Source organism: Gemmatimonadota bacterium, assembly GCA_009692115.1.
Classification (GTDB): domain Bacteria; phylum Gemmatimonadota; class Gemmatimonadetes; order Gemmatimonadales; family GWC2-71-9; genus SHZU01.
On record SHZU01000001.1, the window covers coordinates 84032 to 100180 of the forward strand.

12 protein-coding genes and 1 pseudogene are annotated in these 16149 nt (G+C 64.9%); 8 read left to right on the forward strand and 5 right to left on the reverse strand.

The genetic code is table 11. From position 1 onward, the window contains the following. Positions 1-19: 19 nt before the first annotated feature. Complete coding sequence (locus tag EXR94_00435) at positions 20-1234, reverse strand: MFS transporter (GenBank protein MSR01197.1); 1215 nt, start codon at positions 1232-1234, stop codon at positions 20-22. 141 nt (positions 1235-1375) lie between these two features. Between EXR94_00435 and EXR94_00440 the strand changes: the two are divergent. The 3 genes and pseudogenes from EXR94_00440 to EXR94_00450 all read left to right on the forward strand — a co-directional run bounded on the left by EXR94_00440 (position 1376) and on the right by EXR94_00450 (position 3087). Continuing rightward, positions 1376-1754, forward strand: a pseudogene (locus tag EXR94_00440) (VOC family protein). 1 nt (position 1755) lies between these two features. Further along, positions 1756-2496, forward strand: a complete 741-nt coding sequence (locus EXR94_00445; protein MSR01198.1) for an aldolase — start codon at positions 1756-1758, stop codon at positions 2494-2496. Between the two features lie 108 nt (positions 2497-2604). Further along, positions 2605-3087: a hypothetical protein gene (locus EXR94_00450; GenBank protein MSR01199.1), complete on the forward strand. Its 483-nt coding sequence runs from the start codon at positions 2605-2607 to the stop codon at positions 3085-3087. A gap of 36 nt (positions 3088-3123) precedes the next feature. Here EXR94_00450 and EXR94_00455 read toward each other — a convergent pair whose 3' ends face one another. Further along, positions 3124-4242 (reverse strand): class A beta-lactamase-related serine hydrolase, encoded by a 1119-nt coding sequence (locus tag EXR94_00455; GenBank protein MSR01200.1) that lies wholly within the window; start codon positions 4240-4242, stop codon positions 3124-3126. Between the two features lie 136 nt (positions 4243-4378). On the opposite strand from EXR94_00455, the gene EXR94_00460 reads away from it, so the two are divergent. Then, positions 4379-6715, forward strand: coding sequence for a S9 family peptidase (locus EXR94_00460; protein ID MSR01201.1), 2337 nt, complete (start codon positions 4379-4381; stop codon positions 6713-6715). Here the strand turns inward: EXR94_00460 and EXR94_00465 are convergent. From EXR94_00465 to EXR94_00475, 3 genes are all read right to left on the reverse strand, one after another. Then, positions 6712-8073 (reverse strand): amidohydrolase family protein, encoded by a 1362-nt coding sequence (locus tag EXR94_00465; protein MSR01202.1) that lies wholly within the window; start codon positions 8071-8073, stop codon positions 6712-6714. The two genes, EXR94_00460 and EXR94_00465, sit on opposite strands and share 4 nt — an antisense overlap. Continuing rightward, on the reverse strand, positions 8010-8477 hold the full coding sequence (locus EXR94_00470) for a nuclear transport factor 2 family protein (protein MSR01203.1): 468 nt from the start codon (positions 8475-8477) through the stop codon (positions 8010-8012). Before EXR94_00470 ends, EXR94_00465 begins: the two co-directional genes overlap by 64 nt. Before the next feature lie 79 nt (positions 8478-8556). Then, complete coding sequence (locus EXR94_00475) at positions 8557-8886, reverse strand: hypothetical protein (protein MSR01204.1); 330 nt, start codon at positions 8884-8886, stop codon at positions 8557-8559. A gap of 178 nt (positions 8887-9064) precedes the next feature. On the opposite strand from EXR94_00475, the gene EXR94_00480 reads away from it, so the two are divergent. The 4 genes from EXR94_00480 (at position 9065) to EXR94_00495 (ending at position 16145) form a co-directional block, all read left to right on the forward strand. Beyond that, entirely contained in the window at positions 9065-10378 is a 1314-nt protein-coding gene (locus EXR94_00480; GenBank protein ID MSR01205.1) for a hypothetical protein, read from the forward strand. 64 nt (positions 10379-10442) lie between these two features. Beyond that, positions 10443-10742, forward strand: coding sequence for an Hsp20/alpha crystallin family protein (locus EXR94_00485; GenBank protein MSR01206.1), 300 nt, complete (start codon positions 10443-10445; stop codon positions 10740-10742). 460 nt (positions 10743-11202) lie between these two features. Next, entirely contained in the window at positions 11203-14361 is a 3159-nt protein-coding gene (locus EXR94_00490) for a glycosyl hydrolase (protein ID MSR01207.1), read from the forward strand. 587 nt (positions 14362-14948) lie between these two features. After that, a complete protein-coding gene (locus EXR94_00495) occupies positions 14949-16145 on the forward strand; it encodes a sterol desaturase family protein (protein ID MSR01208.1) in 1197 nt (398 codons plus the stop codon). The last annotated feature ends 4 nt before the right edge of the window (positions 16146-16149 follow it).

Consider the following 16149-nt stretch of genomic DNA (forward strand, 5'->3'; position numbering starts at 1 on the left):
CGTATTCCTCACGCCAAGGTCAAGATTCAACGTAGTCGAGGTCCTTACCATAGGTCTCGCCGAGGGCGAGCAGGGCGATCACGGCAATCACTAGCACCACGACACCGACGGCGATCCCTCCCCCGACAACCCCGAGCCCGCCGTCGCGAAACGACTGAAACGCCCAGGTCATCGGCACCACCGCCCCCCGGACGAAGTTCGGAGCCGAGGTGGTGGCGGTGGCGCGAAGATTGGTCCCGAACTGTTCGGCGGCCATCGTCACGAACACGGCCCAGTACCCGATCGCGAAGCCCATGGCGCTGCAGAGGGCATAGAACCCGGCCAAGGTGCCCGCCACCTCAAGGAAATACGCCGCACAACCGGCGACCGTGAGCCCGAGAAATAAGCCGATGGCCCGCTTTCGGCTCTGGATCACTTGACTCAGGGCGCCGCTCGCGACGTCGCCCGCCGCCAGACCGGCATACAGCCAGAGGATCGCCCGGCCGGCGCTCGGCGTGTAGCCCAGGTCCAGCGCCTTGGCGAATTCCGGAGAAAAGGTGACGAGGATGCCGATGACGTACCAGATCGGCACCGCCACGAGGATCACCGAGAGATATCGGATGCCCCGGCGCCGATCGGCGAATAGCGCGAAGAAGTTTCCCCGGCCGATGGGAGTCGACTTGACGCTCTGGAACATGTGACTTTCCCGAACCGCCACCCGAAGCGCCAACAAGGCCAGACCCATAACGCCGCCAACGATGTAGGCCGTCCGCCAGTCGAACGCCTCCGCCACTAAAGCAGCCGCGATGGCGCCCAGCACCCCGATCCCGGCGACAACCGCGGTCCCGTAGCCCCGGGATTCCTTCGACATGACTTCCGCGACCAGGGTGATCCCGGCCCCCAGTTCCCCCGCTAAGCCGATGCCCGCGATGAACCGGAGGGCACCATACGACTCGACGGATGTGACGAAGGCATTGGCCAGGTTGGCGAGCGAGTACAGCACGATCGATCCGAACAGCACCGACAGGCGGCCCCGGCGGTCGCCCAGGACACCCCAGAGAATCCCGCCCACGAGCATCCCGAACATCTGGAAGTTGATCAGCCGAACGCCCGCGTCGAGCAGCTCTGCCTCGGGCACCCCGATGTCCGTCAGACTGCGGACCCGCACCACGCTGAACAGAATCAAATCATAGATGTCGACGAAGTAACCGAGGGCGGCGACCAAGACGGCGAGATTGGCGGCACGTTTGTCCATGAGACTCGAATCGGGTTGGGGTATCGGCCGCTGGAGGTCGTTCGGGCGGTGAATCGAGTTAGCTTCAGGAACCCGGGTCGGCACTCGGCGAACCAGACAAGGGTACACTGACTGGCGGACCTCGTAAAGCAGGAGGGCAACATGGAGGACCTTCGGGAGGCGACGCTCGGGCAGGTTGCCCGTGTCGTGAAGAACCTCGACCGGGCCACGGGGTTCTTCCGGGACCGACTTAGGACTGCCATTCTTGTTCGGGTTTCCGGGATTGGCGTTCTTTCAGCGCGGGGCCACCCGACTGATGCTCTCCACGGCGGAGGAGCCGGAGTTCGACCATCCGAGTTCGATCCTCTACTACCGGGTGGCGGACGTGGCGGCCACCCATGCCGAGCTCGCGGCGCGGGGCGTTAGCTTTCGGGACGAACCGCATGTTGTCCACCGAACACCGGCATATGAACTGTGGATGACGTTCTTCAATGACACCGAAGGCAACCCGTTCGCCCTGATGGCGGAGAAGCCGATCTGAAATGACCATCCCGTCCTACTACTCTGACCGGGTAAACCTGGCGGCCGCCCTTCGGTCCGCTGAGCGCCTCGGACTCAACGAGGGCATCGACAACCACTTCAGCTACTCGGTCGAACCGTCCGGCCACCGGTTTTTGGTCAACCCCCTCGGGTTCCATTGGCGGGAGCTCAAGGCCAGCGACCTCGTCTTGGCTACGGCTGACCGGGAAATCCTCGAAGGCGCCCACGCGGTCGAGGACACGGCGTTCTTTATCCACTCCCGGCTCCATCTCAAACACCCCGGGGCCCGGGCCGTCCTTCATGCTCACATGCCGTACGCCACCGCGCTCACAGTCATCGAGGCGGGCCGGCTCGAGATGGTGTCGCAGAACGCGCTCCAGTTCGCGGGGCGGATCGCATATCTCGACGATTATGAAGGGCTGGCCCTCGACCACACCGAGGGCGACCGGATGGCCGCCGCCATGGGCGACAAGACCGTCCTGTTTCTGGGCCACCACGGCGTGATCATCACCGGTGCCTCGATTCACGCGGCCTGGAACGATCTCTACTTCCTGGAGCGGGCGGCGATGGTGCAGGTGCTGGCGATGTCGACCGGGCGCCCGCTCCGGCCGATTCCGGAGCGGGTGATTGCCGAGATGGTCAAGGCGATCAACAGCAACCCGGATGCGGTGGACCAGCCGCGAAAGCACCTCGAGGCGTTGAAACGGCTGCTCGACCGAGAAGCACCGGATTACCGCGACTAGCTTCATCGGAAAGCCTCCGCCGCCGACCCGATACCGGCCCGACACGCCAACCCACCGGCCGGACCAGATTCCCCCAGACGGCCCGGCTGGCGGATCTGAGACCATCCCATGGATCGGCCAACCGGAAAATTCGGAATCATCGAGCAGACCTGGCGGCCTGTCGTCCGCCTGACGGCCTACTATGCGGTCCTCGCCGGCAACCTGACCTTCATGGACCCGGTCACCGGCAACGCGATGCTGGCCTATGCCAGGCTCAACGTGCCCGACGGGATGTGGAACCTCTACAACCGCCCGTTTGAAGCCGAACATTTCCGGCAGCCGGCGCTGGTGGAGACGTCGAGTGACGTCGACGTGCTCGGCGCCCGGTTCGATTCCGGCCGCCAGGTCCTCCGGCTCGCCGGTCGGAGTCGCGGCGGCAAGCCGACCCAGGCCACCCTTCAGCTGGCGAATGTGCCCGCCGACCGGGCATGGGTGGTCAGACGCGACCGGCGAGTCATCATGACCAGCCGTCAGGAACGGCGCGACGACCGGCTCCGAGTAACGCTGCCCCTCAATCCGGGCACCACCCGACTGGAACTGGAGTTGGGCTGAGCTGCCGGAAGCCGGTGAGCGCCGGGCCGAGCGGGTCTACCGAGAGGCGGGCTTGGCCTTCAAAGAAGGCTCTACCAATTCGGCAACCTGGTGCGCAATGTCGCCCGGCTTGGATTCCGCGGCCGCGAGATTGACCAAGACGACCACCGTCAGGCGGTCATCGAGATAGCGGACGATGTGGGTCAAGAACCCTTGCCACCCCCCGCTATGCTCGACCAGCCGGTGCCCGGGCAGCCCGCCGATCCCCCATCCGAAACCATATGGATAGGTGGAACCGTCGTTCAGCTGGACCGGCGTCCACATCTGCTCGAGGCTCTCCTTCGGAAGCACCCGACCGGCCGCCAAGCCGGCATCCCATTTGGCCAAGTCGAGCACCGTGAAGTAGAGCGCGCCGTCCGCCGTCGAGTTGAGCGACGGCGACACCCATTCCTGGTTCTTGAGCCCGCCGTCTTTCAGCACGTAGCCGGAGGCGCGATGGGGCACGATATCCGATTCACTGATGATCTTCGTCCCCATCCCGAGCGGCTTGAAGATCCGCTCGCTCAGCAGATCACCGTAGAAGGCGCCAGTGATCCGCCTCACCAGTGCGCCGAGCGTCAGGTAGGCCAGATTGCTATAGGACCACTCGGCCCCCGGGGCGAACAGCAGTGGCGTTTGATACACGACTTGGAGGAGCTGATCCTCGGTGTAGTCTCGGCGATAATCCATACTGGGCGGATAGTCACCCAAGCCGGAGGTATGGCTCAGCATCTGGCGGATCGTGATTGGGGCCCAACTCTTCGGCGCGTCGGGGAGGTGCTTTCGGATCGGGTCGTCGAGGCTCAGCTTGCCGTCTCCCACCAACACCATGATCAGGGTGGCCGTGAACTGTTTCCCGACCGAGCCGGATTGGTACACCGTCTCGGCAGTTGCCTTGGCATCCTGCTCCACGTTCGCGAGCCCGTAGCCCGCCGCATGGACAATCGCGCCATCGCGCATCACGGCGACCGAGACGCCGGGAATCTTCCGGGCTACCCGAATCGAATCGACCAGCCGGTCGATCCGGGGATCAACCGGGTACGGTGAGACGGCGGCGGCCGACTCGGGTTCGCGAGCCGGAGTGCAGCCACCGAAGCCGGCAAGCAGGATCGCGACAAGGGCCAACCGGACTCGCATCAGATTCCTGGGAAGAGACGGGCCTCATGGTATCGCCGGCGCGGGCCCCGGGCAAGGCGGTGCGGCTCGGCGACTCCCTGCGGCAATCGGTCGAGAGGACGAGTAGATTCATGAACAACCTTCCGAAGAGTTCTGCATGTTCGTCCTATCCAGTCCCGTCCGTCTCGGCGGCGTGTTGGCAGTGCTGGCCGTTACCCTGCCGCTCCACCGCGCCTCCGCCCAACCCGACTACAACCGCGCGGACATGATGCGGATCGCCCCGAGTCGGCTCTACGGGGTCCCGCCTTGGGTCGAAGGGCTCGGGCTCGGAAGCCCGGAGTGGCTCGACGACAGCACCCGGTTTCGCTACCGGGTCAAAACCCCGCGGGGGGCCGAGTTCATCATCGTTGACCCGGTCAAGGGCACCCGTCGGCCCCTGTTCGACAACGCCCGGCTGGGCGCGGCCATGTCGGTGGCGGGCGACACCGCGTTCGACGGCACCAAGCTGCCGTTCCAAACCTTCAAGCTCCTCAAGAACGAAACCTCGATCGCCTTCCGGCTCGGCGCGAAGCGCTACGAGTGCGACCTGCTGGCGTATCGGTGCACCAAGGGCGACACCCTGACCACCGAACCACCGGCGTGGGCGGCGCTCTCGCCGGACGGCAAGTGGGCGGCCACGGTTCGGAAGGGCAACCTCTGGGTTCGCCGAGTATCCGAGCCTCGGGACTCGATCCAACTGACGACCGACGGCTCGGCGGAGTTCGGCTACGGGTTCGGCGCGGCCGAGCGGCCGATGCCCGACCCGGACGCCCGGGCCCCGATGGTCGTGTGGTCACCGGACTCGAAGAGGCTCGCCACCGTCAAGGTCGATGAACGCGGCGTCACCAAGTTCCCGGTCTATTCATCGACCGGCACGGTGCCGAAGCTGTTTCAGTATCCGAACGCGGTGCCGAGCGACTCGATCGTCCCGACCTACGAAGTTCACGTCCTCGATGTGGATCAAAAGAGCAATGTGACCGTGCAAGGGGTCAAGCCGGTGGCCAGCGTCTTTGGCTGGACCGGGCCCGGAATGATCCAGTGGAGCCCAAAGTCGGACCGGATCTATTTCATTGACGCGGCGCGGGCCAACCGGAGCGTCCGGCTCCTGACCGCCGATGCCACGACCGGAAGCTCCCGCCAAGTATTGGCGGATTCACTCCCCACGTTTACCGAAAACGCCAGCGGGGTTGCCACCGGCAACTGGCGCCTGGTAGGCGACTCCGAGATCCTCTGGTGGTCGGAGCGGGACGGTTGGGGTCACCTCTACCGGTACGACACCGCCGGCAAATTACTTAATCAAGTCACCAGCGGGCCCTGGCTGGTGCAGTGGCTCAAATACGTCGACCCCGTGACCCGCCAGATCTATTTCACCGCCCTCGGCAAAGACCCGGCCCACCCCTACTACGCCCGACTGATGCGGGTCGCGGCTGACGGCTCCGGATTGACCGACCTGACCCCCGGTACCGGGCATCACTGGGTGTCATTCGTTCCGACCGGCAAATACTTCGTCGACACCGAGACCCGCCCCGACCTTCCGGCGGTCACGACCATCCGGTCCGCGCTCGATGGGCGGAAGACGCTCGACGTCGAGACGGCTGATGCCTCCGAAATGCTGAAGCTCGGCTGGACCGCGCCGACCCCGTTCACCGTGAAAGCCCGCGACGGCCTCACCGACCTCTATGGATTCGTGTACCTCCCGTCCAAGATCGACACGACGAAGAAGTACCCGGTCATCGTCTACATCTACCCCGGCCCGCAGATCGGGACGGTCATTCACTACGGCTACCAAACCAACGGCGAGCGCCGGGGGCTCGCGGAACTCGGCTTCGTCGTGATCGAGGTCAATGCCCTCGGCACGCCCGGGCGGTCAAAGGCCTTTCACGACGCCTACTTCGGCAACATGGCCGACAACGGCATCCCGGACCAGATCGCGGCGACCAAACAGCTCGGATCCCGGTACCGCTTCATGGACCTCGACCGAGTCGGGATCTACGGCCATTCAGGCGGCGGTTTCTCGTCCACCGGCGCGATCCTTCGGTATCCGGATTTCTTCAAGGTGGCGGTGTCAGGGGCCGGCAATCACGATAACCGAAGCTACCGGTTCGATTGGGGCGAGAAATACCAGGGGCGTTTCAAGAAGGATACCCTGACGGGACGTGACAACTTCGAGTCCCAGGCCAACTACCTCCTGGCCGGCAACCTGAAAGGCCGCCTGTTGCTGATGCACGGCGACATGGACACCAATGTGCATCCAGCGATGACATACCGGTTGGTCGACGCGCTCATCAAGGCCGGCAAGGACTTCGACATGCTGGTGGTGCCCGAAGCGGAGCACGGGCTGCCCGCGTATACCATCAAGAAGCGGTGGGACTATTTCGTCCGGTGGTTGGCGGGCGGAGAACCGGACCAGAGCTATCGCCTGATCTCCTGCGACGATCCGATCTGCTTGTACTAGCGGAGCTTGATGACCTCCCCGCCCTTCATCACGAACGTGACGGCGGCGAGGGTGTTCGGCTCCGTCAGCGGATTGGCCTTGACCGCGATCAGGTCGGCGAACTTTCCGGGTTCCACCGTCCCGATCCGGTCGGACCAGCCCAGCAGTTCGGCCGCCCGGATCGTCGCCGTCTGGATCGCCATCAGCGCCGGCATTCCGTTCTCGACGTAGGTGGCAAACTGCCGGCCGGTGAGACCGTGCGGCATGGTGCCCGCGTCGGTGCCGAACACGATGTTCACCCCGGCCGCCAATGCTTTCTTGTAGCTGGCCACGGCGTAGGGATGAAGCACCTTGGCCCGGGCTAGACTCCCCGCGCTGAAGTTGTTCTCGGCACCGTGCGCGATGATCCACTCGCCGTTGTAGAGGTCGACGACCAAGGCCACGTTGTGCTCCTTGAGCATCCGAATCGCCTCGTCGTCCAGCAGACTTCCGTGCTCGATCGATTCGACGCCGGCCCGGATCGCGAGCTTGATGGCCTCGGTGCCGTGCGCGTGGGCCGTGGCCTTCTTCCGCCGCCGATGGGCCTCGTCGACGATGGCCTTCATTTCTTCGAAGGAAAGGTGGATGTCGTCGGGGAGCGTCCCCCGCCCCGAGACGCCGCCGCTGGCGCAGAACTTGACCCAATCGGCCCCGTACTTGAACGCGAACCGGGTCTTCCCGATCAGTCCCTCAGCTCCGTCGGCCACGCCTTCGTCGTTGTATTTGAACTCGGGCGACAGGAACGTGTAGTCGCAGTGGGTGCCGGTCCCGCCCACCATCGGCCCGGACACCTGAAGCCGGGGCCCGACGATCTCTCCTTGATTGATCCCGTCCCGCACCGCCACATCGGAGAAGTAGTTATTGCCGAGCGAGCGGCCGGCGGTGAAGCCGGCCTCGATCATCTTGCGGGCATTCTTGACCCCGAGAATCGCGAACCGAGCCGCGGACGCCGCGTGATAGTCGGGGCCCCGGAGTTGCGGCTCGTCGTTGATGTGGACGTGGGCGTCGATCAGGCCCGGCAGGACGTACGAACCACTCAAATCGACCACCGGGAGCGACCCGGGCGGCGGCGTGGACCCGACGGAGACGATGCGATCGCCCGCAACGACGATGAAGGCATTGTCCGTCCACTGCCCGGTTCGGACATCGAGCAGGTGACCGGCCTTGACGACCAACCGCGGCGCCGGCCGGTCCCCTTGGGCCACGAGCAGACGAGGAGCGAGTGCGGCCGGCCCTGCCAAGGCTCCGACGATCAACCGGCCGAGGATCGCGGATCTCACAGGTTCACTGGCCCTGAGTCGAGGTGCCAGCCGGGATGGAGCCAGCGGCCGTCCTTCCACCGGAACACCTCCGGGGCCCGGCCCTTCTGAGTCGTCTGCTCGCCGCTACTCGAGGCGAACACCAACTCGTAGTTCGAGTACATCACCACCACGTCGCCCATCGCCTGGGTCGTGGTCTTTGGAAACGTCAGCGACACCAGTTTGGATCCGCTCGCTCCAAAGTCCCGGGACCCCGCCAAGGTCGTCTCTTTGGAGTCCCAGACGTCCGAACCAAACCCAATGCCGACGAAGTCGTCCGTCAACACATCGGCCAACGCCGCCGAACCGGCGAACCATTCGCGCCAGACCTGCTCCCGGGTGGTGGTCAAGGTCGTTTCCCAATCGGCGGGTAACGAGGGCTTCGGCTGGGGCGCACACGCCGCCAGCGACAAAAGGGCGACGGCGACGCCGGTCAAACGCTGCATTGGGGGACTCCTCAATTGGGCCGGATTCGATGGCAATGGAAAGTACAAATCTGCGCCCTGAAGGGGCGACGCGGAAGGGTCAGGCCGGACGGGGCGACCGCAGCGCGCGACGGAGCCACCACCCGACGAACCCCACGAGAGCAACCGAGAGGACGCCGCCCGCGAGCACCGGGAAGAGCACCAACCCCGCAACGCCGAGTGCCTGCTGCAGCGCGGGAGAAGGCGGTTCAGCCACCCGCCACCGGTTCCCGAACTCGTTCAAGGTGGCCAACGGACACACCCCGCGCCAAGCCACCGGGGTCACGAACAGCGACACCGCCACCAGCGGAATGGCCGCACCCCAGACCATGACCAATCCCTGAGCCGGAGCCCAAACCCAAATGGCAAGCACCGCGACGAGGGCCGCCATGGCGGTCCACCTCGCGGCGCGCCAGAGCAAAGCCGTTCGGTTGGACCGAATGAGTATGTGAGTCTTAGGCACCAGCCGGCTCCCGGCAATCCGATCGAACCACCACCCGCTCGACAGCCGCCCGTCCAATCGGTACCTTCGTACCGAGCCCCCTCGTCGGCCCCTACTCGGAGTCACCATGACCCTGTTCTCCCGGGCGCTCGTCGCCCTCGCCCTCGCCCTCGCTGGAGCTGGTTCGGCGGCCGCCCAAGTCACCGCGATCAAGGCCGGCCGCCTCATCGACCCCGTAACCGGAACGGTGGCCACCAATCAGATCATCCTGATCCAGGACGGCAAGTTCACCGCCGTCGGCACCAATCTCACGATTCCAGCCGGCGCCGAGATCGTAGATCTCTCCGCGCTGACGGTACTGCCCGGCCTGGTCGATGCCCACAATCATTTGGCGCTGACCTACAAGAAAGTGCCCGAGAACGACGTCTACTACCTGACCTACGTCATGGAAGGCACCCCGCTTCGCGCCATCCAGGCCGTTTCGAACGGGATCCAGATGCTCTCGTCCGGCTTCACCATCGTCCGCGACATGGGCAACAACGGCAACTATGCCGACGCCGCCCTCCGCGTGGCCGTCGAACAGGGCTGGATTCCCGGACCCACCATCATCAACTCGGGCATCATCATCGGAGGGATGGGCGGCCAGTTCTGGCCCACGCCGGAAATGGCCGTCGGCAAAGGGATCGTCTATCCCGAATACCTCGACGCCGACACCCCCGATGAAATCGTCAAGGCCATTCGGCAGAACTTGCTGTTTGGTGCCACCGTCATCAAGATCTGCGTCGATTGCAAGCCATGGGGATACACTGCGGACGAAATCCGGTTGGTCATCGCCGAGTCGGCCAAGGCCGGCGTCAAGGTCGAAGGGCATGTCCAGACCGTCGATGGGGCCAGGCGGGCGATCGGCGCTGGGATTTGGTCGATTGCCCACGACATCGGCCTCACCGACGAGATGCACAAGCTGATGGCCGAAAAGGGCACCTTCCGAGCCGGCACCGAAACCCCGCTCACCCTGACGGGCCACACGACGCCGGACGGTTACGCCGCCACCGTGCGCGGCCTCAAAAACGCCTACGACAACAAGGTCGCCATCACGTTCTCGACCGACGCGGACTATTACGTGCCAGGCAAGACCCGGGGCGAAGTCGCCATCGAGTTTCTCGAAACCTGGAAAGCCGCGGGCATTCCGCCCGTCGATATTCTCCGCGCCATGACCGTCACCGGATACCGGGTCAGTGAAACCCTGGAGACCCGGGGCCTGATCAAGCCGGGCCTCGCCGCCGACCTGATCGCCGTGGCCGGTAATCCGCTCCGGGACATCGACGCGCTCCGGAATGTCCGGTTCGTGCTCAAAGATGGCAAGGTCTTCAAGAAGGATGGCGTGATGACACCCGAGAAATTCTTCAACCCCGGCCCCGTCAACGGCTGGCGCATTCGCTGACGATGAAGTCGTTCCGGTACCACGAGGGGCAACGGGCCGTCCAACACGAGGCGAACTCGATCCAGTGCGCCGACAAGTTGAGCACGTGGGTCGGCCCCGTAGCAGCGTTCACCGCGATCGCCGACCTGATCGTCCTCGCGAGCCCCGCGGAAACCGGGATTGGGAGCGGCGCGACGGCCGATTCGAGCGGAGTGTCAGCTTACTCCAACCGGTGGTGTCCGACGACATTCGCGCCCAATTCACGAACGGCGTATTGACGGTGGTCTTGCCGACAACGGACGAGGCCAAACCTCGCCGGATTCAGATCGAGGGTCATAACATGGGCCAGGATCTTGACCTCGAGGCCCGGAGCGCCGCACGTTAGGCACCCGGACTCATCCTCGAATGGAGGGCGACAAGAAGAAGCCCCGCTCGGCGACGTGGCGCCAAACGGGGTGAACCACACGAACCAGTGGGCCTGGGAAGAGTTGAACTTCCGACCTCACGCTTATCAGGCCACCACGGCATCGCCTACTTGCGCCTGTGAGCGTGCACCAGCAACAACTTGAGGAATCAGGCCGCCTGCCAGCGTTTGCCTGCGCCTGTCAGTTTGAAGCAGAATCTGTGACAGCTATACGGACATACCCGCGCCCACCCGCTTGACCCCCCAGCCCCCCGGACACCGAGCCCGTAGGCCGTGATTCGCGTGCGGTACCACTTTCAGGATGGGTCCCCCGGGGTCGCCCCGCCGCGTCATTGCGGGTAAGTTCAGCGGCGCTGCTTCCGTCCACCCGAAGGCCACCCGACCGTGGCGAACCTACCGGCCACCAGGACTCCCGACTGCTATGACCTTCCTGCTTCCTTTCCTGACTGCCGCTTCACTGCTCTCGCGTACCGCGCCCTCCCCCACCCCCGGAGTAGCCCCGGCAACCGGCCTCGACAGCGCCTTCCGGCAGGTGAAATGGCGCTCCATCGGCCCGTTCCGCGGCGGACGTTCCGTGGCGGGCACGGGCGTCGTGGGTGACCCGAAGACCTATTACATGGGGACCACCGGCGGCGGCGTCTGGAAGACCGAGAACATGGGGATCACCTGGCGCAACATCTCGGACGGCTACTTCAAGACCGGCTCGGTGGGCGCCATCGCCGTCGCTGAATCCGATCCCAACGTGGTGTACGTCGGGATGGGCGAGCACGCCATCCGCGGGGTCATGACCAGCTCAGGCGACGGGGTCTATCGCTCCACCGATGCGGGGCGGACCTGGAAGAAGATCGGCCTCGACTCGACGCGGCACATCTCCCGCATCGTGGTGGATCCCCGAAATCCCGACGTGGTGTTCGTCGCGGCCCAGGGCGCGCTCTACGGGCCCTCGAAGCAGCGCGGGGTCTACAAGTCGACGGACGGCGGCGCCACCTGGAAGAACACCCTCTACGTAGACGAGAAGACCGGTGCCGCCGAGTTGTCCATGGATGCGAAGAACCCGCGAAACCTCTATGCCGCGATGTGGGAGCACGGCCGGCTCCCGTGGCAGGTCATCAGCGGCGGCCCGGGAAGCGGCCTCTATCGGTCCACCGATGGCGGGGAAACCTGGGAGAAGATGACCAAGGGACTCCCCGACAAGATGGGGAAGATGGCGATCGCGGTGAGCCGGTCGAACCCGGACAAGGTCTATGCTCTGATCGAAAGCGACTCCTACGGCACCGCCCGGGGACTCTATGTGTCCGCCGACGCCGGCCGGAGTTGGTCGCAGGTGACCAATGAACCTCGCCTGCTCCAGCGGGCCTGGTACTACATCGAGCTCTTCATCGACCCGAAGAACGAGAACCGGGTCTACGTGCTGAGCGCGCCGGCGCTCCGCTCGAATGACGGGGGAAAGACGTGGGAGGACGTTCCGGTCCAGCACGGCGACACCCACAACATGTGGATCAATCCGGACAATCCCGACAACTTCATCCTCTCGGACGACGGCGGCGCCGCGATCACGTTCGACCTGGGGAAGAGCTGGAGCACGCTCCGGAACCAGCCCACCGGGCAGTTCTACCGGATCAACGTGGACAACCAGTTCCCCTACCGGGTCTACGCGGCGCAACAGGACAACTCGTCGGTCGTCATCGCCAGCCGCGAACTCGGCAGTGGCGGGGTCACCGAGAATAGCTGGACCGGATCGGCGGGCGGCGAGAGCGCGTTCCTCGCCTTCGACCCGGACAACCCGCGGTACGTGTTGGGCGGCAGCTACGCGGGGACCATCGACGTGCTGGACACGAAGGCCCGGGCGGGCACCAGCATCATGGCGGCACCGATCCAATACCAGAGCATGGACGCGAAGGACATGAAGTACCGGTACGCCTGGAACGCGCCGATCATCTGGAGCCCACCCGCCACGTTTTATCACGGGGCCCAGACCCTGCTCAAGACGACCGACTTGGGCAAGACATGGAAAGAGATTTCCCCCGACCTCACCCGGAACGAGAAAGCCAAGCAGGGCACCGCCGGCGTTCCGTACACCAACGAGGGCGTGGGCGCGGAGAACTACGGGACCCTCGCCTACGTGGTGGAATCGCCCCGCGAGCGGGGGGTGATCTGGACGGGGAGCGACGATGGCCTAGTGCACCTGACGCGCGACGGCGGCGCGACCTGGAAGAACGTGACGCCCAAGGGCCTGGCGGAGTGCCTCATCAATGCCATCGAGCTCTCACCCTTCGACAAGGCGACGGCCTACCTCGCGACCACCCGTTACAAGTTCAACGATCACACCCCGGGCCTCTACAAGACCACGGACTACGGGGAAACCTGGACGCGGATCGACGCCGGCATTCCGCGGATGGCGTTCACCCGCGTCGTGCGCGAGGACGACGGGCGGCGGGACCTGCTCTTCGCGGGCACCGAGCTCGGCCTCTTCATCTCCTGGAATGGCGGGAAGGATTGGTCGCCATTCCAGCTTAACCTGCCGGTCACGCCGATCACCGACCTCCGCATCCACCGGGGCAACCTGATCGCGTCCACCTCGGGCCGCGGACTGTGGATCCTGGATGACCTCGCCCTGATCCGGCAGTACCGCGAGGACGCCCCCGACTACACGATCTATCGCCCGGCGGATGCGTACCTGGTCAACGGCGGCAGCGAGCTCGACCGGACCACCGCCGAATTCACCGGCGCGGACCCAACCCGCGGAGTAAACCCGGCCGGGGGCATCGTCTTGTATTACCAGCTGCCCAAGCTCGAAAAGACCGACAGCGTGATCCTCGAGGTGACGGACTCCGCGGGGACCCTGGTCCGGCGGGTCTCGTCGAAGCAAGACAGCACCTCCAAGGCCTCTGACGGCGACCTCCCGACCGACCCGGTGCTCCCGGCCGCTCCCGGCATCAACCGGTTCGTCTGGGATCTGCGGTATCCGACCATGCCCGCGGTTCCCGGCACGCACCTCGAGGCCAGCTACCAGGGACACAAGGCGTCACCCGGGTTGTACCGGTTCGCGCTCAAGCTGGGGATCCGGACGGCCGCGACCGAGGCGGCGATCCTTCCGAATCCGCTGTATCCCACCGATGCGGCCACCTACGCCGAGTACCACGGGTTCATGCGGGACATGGAGCGCGAACTGACGTTGATGCACCAGACGGTCAACCGGCTGCATGCGGTATGGGAACGCTTGGCCGTGGTCCTCGCGGCTCTTCCGGCAGGAGACCAAGCCGCCGCCGGCAAACGAGACGGGGAGGCGCTCCTCGCCAAGCTCAAGGCGTGGGATGAGGACATGATCCAGCGGCGGGCCAAGGTGTATGACGACGTGGAGAACTTTCCGCAGAAGTTCACCGCGCACTACATCTTCCTCATCAACCAGACCGAGAGCGACCTGCCCCGGGTCAATCAGCCATCGCGAGACCGCCGAGAAGAGCTTGACCGGCAATGGGCGGCCCTCAAGGCGCGGTCCGATGCCATGACCAACGAGGACATCCCCGCGCTCAACCGCAAGCTGTGGGAGGCCGGCATCGGGGCGATCGGGAAGCCGTGACCGACGCCCCGCCAGCCTTCAACCAGCCCGAGAGTGTTTCGACGGGCTCTTGAGCTAGAGACCCGACTCTCGCCGTGGCAGGGGAGCCAGCGGCCGATTCAGGTTCGCGCCTGGATGGACCTGGGCCGGCGCCCGCCGCGTCTTGCCGGGACGGTTCGCCGGGCGATACGGTTTCAAGGCAGCACAAACTGAACTTGGGTGGCGATCACACAGTTTGCTTATGCGGACGGCCTCACGCCTCACCTGACACAACGAACAAGCCCCGCCGGCGTAACCGCTGACGGGGCTTTCAGTTTCGGAAATGGGCCTGGGAAGAGTTGAACTTCCGACCTCACGCTTATCAGTATTGCCACTAAGACACTACTAATCCGACGAAAGGCCGATGTTTCCTACGAAATCCCGCCATTCTGCCGGGAAGCTGTTCTCCAATTGTGACCCATTGTCGCACACCAATGGACACCTAACGGACACCTTGGCCCCCCGCGCACCTCGTTCCCGGGGTCATTCTGCAGCCCTCGGGTTTCTTCGCCCTGCTCGAGGCCCAGCGGGCCGGCGCCCATCTTTTCGCCGCCGGTGAGTAGGCCGGCGTGGACGTCATCAAGGCCTCGATCCCGTTCTTCTTTGCCCTGATCGGGCTGGAACTGCTGATCGCGCGAGTGCGCCATCGGCCGCTGTACCGCCTCAACGATTCGATCAGCGATCTCTCCTGCGGCATTCTCAGCCAACTCGCCGGCATTTTCATTTCACTGGGAACGATCTTCGGGTTCGGATGGGTGTCCACCCATTGGTCACTGCAGCGGGTCCTCGACCTGCCGGGGTGGATCGACCGATCGCCGTTCGCGGGGGGCGGCCTGGACCTGGCGGCGCTGGCAAGCTGGTCGCTGGTGTTCGTCCTCGACGACTTTGCCTACTACTGGATGCATCGCGTTTCGCATGTGAGTCACCTGCTCTGGGCCGGCCACGTGGTGCACCACTCCAGCGAAGAGTTCAACCTCACCGTGGCGCTCCGGCAGAGCAGCCTGCACGGGTTCATGAGCTGGGTCTTCTACCTGCCGCTCGCGGTTCTGGGCGTTCCGGTCACAATGTGGGTGGTGTGTCACGCGCTGAGCCTGGTGTACCAATTCTGGATTCACACCCGGGCGATCCGGACCATGGGACCGATCGAGGTGGTGATGAACACTCCCTCCCACCACCGGGTGCACCATGGTGTGAACCCCGAGTATCAGGACAAGAACTACGCCGGGACCTTTATCGTGTGGGACCGGCTGTTCGGGACCTTCGAGCCGGAGCGGACCGAGCCGGTCTACGGCCTGACTAAACCTCTGGCGAGCTGGAATCCCCTCTGGGCCAACCTGCATGTGTTCCGGGATATCTGGCGGAGCTTCTCGGCGGCACGGGAATTCGTGAAGTACGAGCCGCCGGTTCCCCCTCCGCTCAAGACCTATGCCCTGGTGCAATTCGTGGGGGTGCTGGCCGGCTCTCTGTTGCTGCTCGATGCCGTGGGGCGGCTTCCATTGGCGCACATGCTGGCAGGGGTCTTCTACGTGGCGCTCTCTCTGGGCAACATCGGCGGCATTCTCGAGGGCCGCACCTGGGCGGGTCAGAGCGAAGTGGCGCGAATGATCGTGGCCGCTGTCGTGGCGATTGGTCTGGCAATGGCCGGAGCGCTGCCCATCGGGGCGGCTGGGATGCTGGCACTGGCCGCCGCGGGCTCGGCGTACTGGATGGTGCGGTTGCGGGTGTTGCTTACATCCAGCGATGTGCGGGCGGTGGTGGTGATGTAGCTGG

Coding starts and splice junctions, on each gene's coding strand:
- EXR94_00475 (MSR01204.1), bottom strand. CDS start 8,886: ATGGCGGCCCTCGTCGCGGTGCTTGCCATTTGGGTTTGGGCTCCGGCT.
- EXR94_00490 (MSR01207.1), top strand. CDS start 11,203: ATGACCTTCCTGCTTCCTTTCCTGACTGCCGCTTCACTGCTCTCGCGT.
- EXR94_00460 (MSR01201.1), top strand. CDS start 4,379: ATGTTCGTCCTATCCAGTCCCGTCCGTCTCGGCGGCGTGTTGGCAGTG.
- EXR94_00470 (MSR01203.1), bottom strand. CDS start 8,477: ATGCAGCGTTTGACCGGCGTCGCCGTCGCCCTTTTGTCGCTGGCGGCG.
- EXR94_00445 (MSR01198.1), top strand. CDS start 1,756: ATGACCATCCCGTCCTACTACTCTGACCGGGTAAACCTGGCGGCCGCC.
- EXR94_00435 (MSR01197.1), bottom strand. CDS start 1,234: ATGGACAAACGTGCCGCCAATCTCGCCGTCTTGGTCGCCGCCCTCGGT.
- EXR94_00455 (MSR01200.1), bottom strand. CDS start 4,242: ATGCGAGTCCGGTTGGCCCTTGTCGCGATCCTGCTTGCCGGCTTCGGT.
- EXR94_00480 (MSR01205.1), top strand. CDS start 9,065: ATGACCCTGTTCTCCCGGGCGCTCGTCGCCCTCGCCCTCGCCCTCGCT.
- EXR94_00450 (MSR01199.1), top strand. CDS start 2,605: ATGGATCGGCCAACCGGAAAATTCGGAATCATCGAGCAGACCTGGCGG.